7 protein-coding genes and 1 tRNA gene are annotated in these 6,108 nt (G+C 41.6%); 4 read left to right on the top strand and 4 right to left on the bottom strand.

Annotation, left to right across the window (positions count from 1 at the left end):
• Window positions 1-278: 278 nt before the first annotated feature.
• The 4 genes from FHS59_RS22155 (at window position 279) to FHS59_RS22140 (ending at window position 2,070) form a co-directional block, all read left to right on the top strand.
• Window positions 279-1,025 (top strand): hypothetical protein, encoded by a 747-nt coding sequence (locus FHS59_RS22155; protein WP_184498356.1) that lies wholly within the window; start codon window positions 279-281, stop codon window positions 1,023-1,025.
• A 1-nt stretch (window position 1,026) separates the two neighbouring features.
• The gene (locus tag FHS59_RS22150) at window positions 1,027-1,455 is read left to right on the top strand and encodes a DUF5675 family protein (RefSeq protein ID WP_184498354.1); all 429 of its coding nucleotides are present in this window, start codon (window positions 1,027-1,029) and stop codon (window positions 1,453-1,455) included.
• Window positions 1,431-1,625 carry a hypothetical protein gene (locus FHS59_RS22145; protein ID WP_184498352.1) on the top strand — a complete coding sequence of 65 codons (195 nt, stop codon included), beginning with the start codon at window positions 1,431-1,433 and terminating at the stop codon, window positions 1,623-1,625. The genes FHS59_RS22150 and FHS59_RS22145 overlap by 25 nt, the downstream gene beginning before the upstream one ends.
• A 193-nt stretch (window positions 1,626-1,818) precedes the next feature.
• Window positions 1,819-2,070, top strand: coding sequence for a hypothetical protein (locus tag FHS59_RS22140; protein ID WP_184498350.1), 252 nt, complete (start codon window positions 1,819-1,821; stop codon window positions 2,068-2,070).
• Between the two features lie 487 nt (window positions 2,071-2,557).
• On the opposite strand, the gene FHS59_RS22135 is transcribed toward FHS59_RS22140, so the two are convergent.
• From FHS59_RS22135 to FHS59_RS22120, 4 genes are all read right to left on the bottom strand, one after another.
• Window positions 2,558-2,642: transfer RNA gene (locus FHS59_RS22135), tRNA-Ser, on the bottom strand.
• A gap of 137 nt (window positions 2,643-2,779) precedes the next feature.
• A complete protein-coding gene (locus tag FHS59_RS22130; RefSeq protein ID WP_184498348.1) occupies window positions 2,780-4,615 on the bottom strand; it encodes a DUF885 domain-containing protein in 1,836 nt (611 codons plus the stop codon).
• Window positions 4,616-4,707: 92 nt separating this feature from the next.
• Complete coding sequence (locus FHS59_RS22125) at window positions 4,708-5,691, bottom strand: YihY/virulence factor BrkB family protein (protein ID WP_184498346.1); 984 nt, start codon at window positions 5,689-5,691, stop codon at window positions 4,708-4,710.
• 11 nt (window positions 5,692-5,702) lie between these two features.
• Window positions 5,703-6,107, bottom strand: a complete 405-nt coding sequence (locus tag FHS59_RS22120) for an acyl-CoA thioesterase (protein WP_184498344.1) — start codon at window positions 6,105-6,107, stop codon at window positions 5,703-5,705.
• Between the last annotated feature and the right edge of the window lies 1 nt (window position 6,108).

The raw sequence follows: 6,108 nt of genomic DNA, 5'->3' as shown, positions 1-6,108 counted from the left end.
TCCTTTCAGACTTCTGCCTTCAGCTTTCTGACTTCTCTGACATCGGACAACCTACAACTTCCAACCTCCAACTTCCCACTTCCATGCTACCTCTTTAAACTACCTTTCCTTTCAGACTTCTGACTTTAGCTTTTTGACTTTTCTTTCCACTTCCAACTTCTAAAAAACAGGAACAAATTCACCTATTCCGAAGCTTGCGAACAGAACGCACATTCAATTGATAACCAGTTTAATAAGATTGAATTTTCCTGCATGTTTAACCTAAAACCCATTTACATATGGCAAAACAAACAGGAATAATTACACTAAAAGGTCCAGTAGGAAGATTGTCTTTTTACAAGACCAGAGATGGCTATCTGGCCAGGGAAAAAGGCGGGGTGGAAAAGTCCAGGATCATGAACGATCCACGCTTTGCAAGGACCCGGGAAAACATCCGGGAATTCACCGATAATGCCAATTCATCTAAGTTGCTCCGGGATGCCTTGCGACCTGTGATCTCACAGATCGGGGATAAGCGTCTCAACCTTCGGATTACCCAATCTATGATGCAGGTCCTGAAATCAGACTTGGTCAATGTGAGAGGCGAGCGAAGAGTAAAAGAAGGGGATTGGAATTTGATAAAGGACATGGAGATGAATGCATCTTCTTCTTTAGGGAGTACCCTGTTTTTTGAGCTTAGTCTCAATGACTCTGTGGCTTCCTGGGAAGTGGCACTTCCGGCTTTTACGGCAAAGGACATGATTGCGATCCCAAGTGGTGCAAGCCATTACAAGATCACCGCTACCGGAGTGGGAGTGGACTTTGATTTGGGAAGCCGTTCTGTTGCCAGTGCGGCAACAGGTTCCCTTTCGATTCTGGATCCGGTTCTTCCTCAGACATTGACAGTGGACAAAACCCAATTGAGTGGTAGCCACTTCGTATTTGTCCTGAGTGTGGAATTTGTGCAAATGGTCAATGGGGTAGAGTATTCCATAAACAATGGAGCTCACAATGCCGCCAAGATCCTTGGAGTAGAGAAAGTCTAAGATGAGACTGGTGCTTCATAGAAAGTACCGGGCAGGGATTACCCTTGGGAGATTGTTTCTGGATGAGCAGCAACTCTGCTTTACCCGGGAGCCTCCCAAGGCTTGCTTTGGTACAGAAACCAACTGTCTGGAGGAAGGAGTCTATGAACTGGAACCCATCCACTCAGAGGAAAAAGGTTGGGAGATAGGAATAGGGGATTCGGGTAAAATCTCCTGCTATTTGGGAGATTCCAGGCTGGAGACTTGCTCTATCTATCCTGTTACCAGTTATAGAGCCGACGGTACCCCACTATTTACCAAACTAGCACTTCTCAAACTGATAGAAAGGCTGGAGCGGGAATGGGAGCGGGGAGAAGTGGTGGAGTTGCAGATTGTTTCAGAGGGAATTCCATATCTACTGGAATCATGTCTACAGCAGAGCTACTCCTAAGCCTTGCCGGAGCGGTGACCATGTTGCTGCTTTCCGTGATCGCTTACTTTCTAAAACTACTGATCGAAGATACCCGGCAGTTAAAAGGTGAATTGGCCAAACTGAAAGAGCTGTTTGTTCGACTGGAGATTGAACAGGACTTTCTGAAGAATATGATGAAGGAAAAGTGAGCAGCCTGACTGTCGAAGGTATGCTTGCCTGCCGAAGGTATGCTTGCCTACCGAAGGTAGGTCCCAGTAGACAGTCTCAGTTTTCAGATCTTGTCACTTTAAGACTTATAGGAGTACATCTGACATCTGACATCATACATCTGTCCTCCGTCTTCCGTCTTAAAAAAAATTCTAAAACCTAAATCAAAAAATAATGAACATACTAAATGAAATAAAAACACGGGCAACCGCCCCCACACCAATTTTCTTCCAAAAAGTAAAGAAAATCGGATTGATCATCGCAGCGATAGGTACAGCGGTTCTTACCGCACCAGGCGTCGTCCCCGCAGTATTGCTAACCTATGCAGGTTATGCCATTACAGCAGGTACAGTCCTGGTCTCCATCGCCCAACTCACAGTAGATGAGGAGCAATTGGAGGATAAGCTGATGGATTCGGTAAAATAAAATAGGATTTAATTCAACTCAAGAAAACCCGGTCAGATTTCCTGATCGGGTTTTTTTGTAATCAAACAGACTTCCATGGCTCATTAGCTAAATTGGCTCTTAGATCAAATAATTCGATAGTGACTGAAATCTCATCTTAGTTCCCTTAGGTAGTATTTGCAGGAGAGGACCGAGCGTAAAGAAAAAGTCCTGTGGACTTTTTTAGCGAGGGGCCAGGATGCGGGTAGCTGCGAAGCAACCGAGCGTAAAGAAAAAGTCCTGTGGACTTTTTTAGCGAGGGGCCAGGATGCGGGTAGCTGCGAAGCAACCGAGCGTAAAGAAAAAGTCCTGTGGACTTTTTTAGCGAGGGGCCAGGATGCGGGTAGCTGCGAAGCAACCGAGCGTTAATAAACAGTCCGGTGGACTGTTTTAGCGAAGGGCCAGGCAGCGGGCAGCCCCGACGACTCGAAATGAAAAAACCCAAGCTGTATGCTTGGGTTTTTGAATGCAGAGGAGGAGGGATTCGAACCCCCGGTACCTCGCGGTACAACGGTTTTCAAGACCGCCGCATTCGACCACTCTGCCACTCCTCTAGGTCTTTATCAGGATTATTCCCCTGAATTGGTTTGCAAAGGTATTATAATTGGTAAATTTTGCAAAGCCTGAATTCCACTTTTATTATAAGTTCCTGATTATTTTGAGATTAATTTTTTGAGTCTAATAAAATTTCTTATTCAGAACCTTTGGATTCAGCAATCCAAAGGTTGACTTCTTCCTCCAAAAGGTTCAATGGCAAGGCACCTTGGCCTAAAACGAGATCATGAAATTTTTTGATATCAAATTTTTCACCCAATTCACTTTCAGCTTTGTTTCTTAATTCCTGAATCTTGAGCATCCCTATCTTATATCCGGTAGCTTGACCTGGCATCACCATATATCTTCTTACCTCGGCTTGAATTGCTCCATCTGAAATGGAGGAGTTATCTTTAAAATAAGCAATGGATTGAGCTTCTGTCCAACCCTTGGAATGCAATCCAGTGTCAGTAACCAATCGGATGGCTCTCCATATTTCATTGACTAATCTGCCGAAGTCATAATAGGGGTTTTTGTATTGCCCCATTTCTTTAGCTAAGGCTTCAGAATACAAGGCCCAACCCTCTACATAAGCATTGAAAAAGAACTGTGTTCTGAACTTTGGTATATCTTTTAATTCCTGCTGAATAGAAATCTGCATATGGTGGCCAGGAATTCCTTCATGGTAAGCCACACCTTCCATGGTTGTTTTGGGCATGGCAGTCATATCAGAAAGGTGAACATAATAGGTTCCTGGTCTGCTGCCATCAGGAGTGCCCTGTGAGTAATGCTGTGGAGCTCCGTCTTGCTCGCGGAAAGGCTCAACACGTTTAACCACTAACTCTGCTTTTGGAAGAATTCCAAAGAAGTCAGGAAGCTTTTGCGAAATGCTGTCCAAGAAAGCAGTGGATTCATCTAGATAGGCTTGTCTTCCCTCGTCGGTATTTGGATAGAAAAACTGTGGGTCTGTATTGACAAATTTGAAAAACTCTTTCAAATCACCTTCGAATCCAACTTGCTCCTTGATGGCAAGCATTTCTGCCTGAATCCGCTCTACTTCTTTCAGGCCTATTTCATGGATTTCCGAAGCTGAAAGATCAGTCGTAGTTGCTTGATTTAATTTGAAATTATAAAATGCTTCCCCATCATGATGTCTGGATAATCCAGTAGGTGTTTCTTCCAAATTAGGAAGTTCTTCATTCAGCCAAACCAATAAATTCTGATATGCTGGTTGGAAGGATTCAATTAAAGCTTGTTTTGCTTTTTCTTTCAGTTCATCCGCTTGCTCGGCATTGATCAGTTCTTTTTCTTGGAGCTTTTCAATCTTCGAAATAGCATCATTCCATAATGGAGAATTCGTATTGGACTTTTCAAAAGGTTCTCCTGAAATCAAGGCTTTTGACTGAGCTATCACATATTCATAAGCAAATTTTGGTGGTTTATATCCTTCTGCTGTTTGAACTTTTGCACGTTCCAAAAGTTGATTCATAGCTCTACCCAATTCAGAATATCTAGAAATCAAAGCTTCCATATCTCCAAGTGAATCTACTTTATGGTAGTTGATGAGGATATTTGGAAGATTGGTATGCATTCCAGTCATCTGGTTAAACATATAGCCGGAGTTCCTAAATTCCCAAGCAGATTTTGCCTGCTCATATTGGTATTCCCATAAATTCCAGGATAGTTGAGCTTCATGGTTGATTTGTTCAAAAGAGAATTTTTCATTCATCTCTTTTACACTAGCTTCCAGCCAATCTAACGTTTCCTTTTCAGCAGATTCACTAAAATCATCAAGTTCGGAATAATGGTCCTTCCTACCTTGAGTGGTCAATTGAATAGGACTCATTTGAAGAAATTCTTCATATTCCTCATCAAACCACTTATTAAGTGCATCAGTATCATCTTTTACGTCTTTTGATTTTTCACAGCTGCTCGCTGAGAGCATAATTAAACAAAGACTAAGTATTGCGAGAGGAAACTTTAGTGTTTTCATAGAGCAAATGGTTGGATGGGTAAAGGGTATCAGGTTTATGCTAAAGATAGCAAGTACATTGTATTCAAAAAATTAAAATAAATCCCTGATAATTAGTCTTTATCATCCTTCGCCACCGGGATGTATTTTTCCTCTTCCTCAAATTCCTTAAGCTTTTTCTCCTCTTCCACCAGGTCGAGACTTACGTTGACCTCAAAACAAACCAATACAATTAAAGAGGTGATCAATAACCAAAGCATCAAAGCTATTAAGGTCCCGATTGATCCATACAGTTTATTGTAGCTGGCAAAGTTGTTCAGGTAAAAAGAAAAGCCATAAAAACCCAAAGTAATGAGTAAACCTCCAAGTCGGGCTCCAGTTGAGAAGAATTTCCATTTATCATGAACTGCAGGAGCAAATCTGAAGATGAATGCAGTTGTGATATAGAACATGAAAAGTAGAACTAAGAACTTTAATGTAGAAAATAGAAAAATCATAAAGCCCGAATTAAAAACCTGGAGTTCGTCGAGTCTTTGAATGATAATACTCCCTATGATCATGACTGTACTGGCTGCGAAAATCGTCAGAACCAAAATTAAAACGATACTTGCTGCAATAGCTCTTGATTGAAAGAAACCTCTATTTTCTTTTGTTTGGTACACAGAATTGAAGGAGTTCATCATGGAGACGACTCCCTGCGTGGAGGAAAACAAAGCGAAAAAGAAACCCAGAGAAATCAAGCTTTGCCGGGGACGGGAGACAATATCCATAATCGTCGTTTCAGCTTGCGCATATAATTCTCCTGGAAGGATTTCCTGAATAAATGTCAGGATATTTTGAGTGGTAACTATTGGAAAAAAATCCTGGAGATAAGGGATGATGTTCAGTAGAAACAGAATCAATGGGAATAGAGCCAAAGTAAAGCTAAATGCCACAGATCCAGCACGTTCTATGATATCGTCTTTTTGTAGCTGAAGTATAAAAATCCTCCCTACATCATATAGGTTTTTATCGGGGTCGCCGAAATGGACCTTTTGAAAATACTTAGCCTTTTCTAACAGGCGATCCTGAAATTTTAGAATCTTTTCTTTGACCACAAGCTAATACTCTAAAAGTACGGTTTCAATAAAGCTAATAAATTCTGCGGAGGTCTGGTCGGCTGATGACTTCCTTTTTTTAAAAATGCCAAAGTCGTCCACCCTTTGGTTATCAGTTCGTTTTGTTCATTGATTACTTCGTACTCAAACTTTATTTTGACTCCAGGTAAAGATGGAATCCTTGTTTTTATGGTCAAAAGCTCATCGTATTTTCCCGGTTTGAGATAAGTGTAATGGCTCTCTAAAACAGGCATCATAATGCCATTGTCCTCCATTTCTTTGTAGCTAAAACCGATTTTTCTTATCGCTTCCACTCGTCCAACTTCGAAATACATGGCATAATTGCCATAATACACATAACTCATTTGATCAGTTTCTGCGTATCGAACTCGGATTTGGGTTTCGGAAATGTACATG

The sequence above is a fragment of the Algoriphagus iocasae genome, from assembly GCF_014206875.1.
GTDB classification, from domain to species: Bacteria; Bacteroidota; Bacteroidia; order Cytophagales; family Cyclobacteriaceae; genus Algoriphagus; species Algoriphagus iocasae.
The sequence above is the reverse complement of the archived record's forward strand: the minus strand, read 5'-3'. Positions and strand labels throughout refer to the sequence as shown.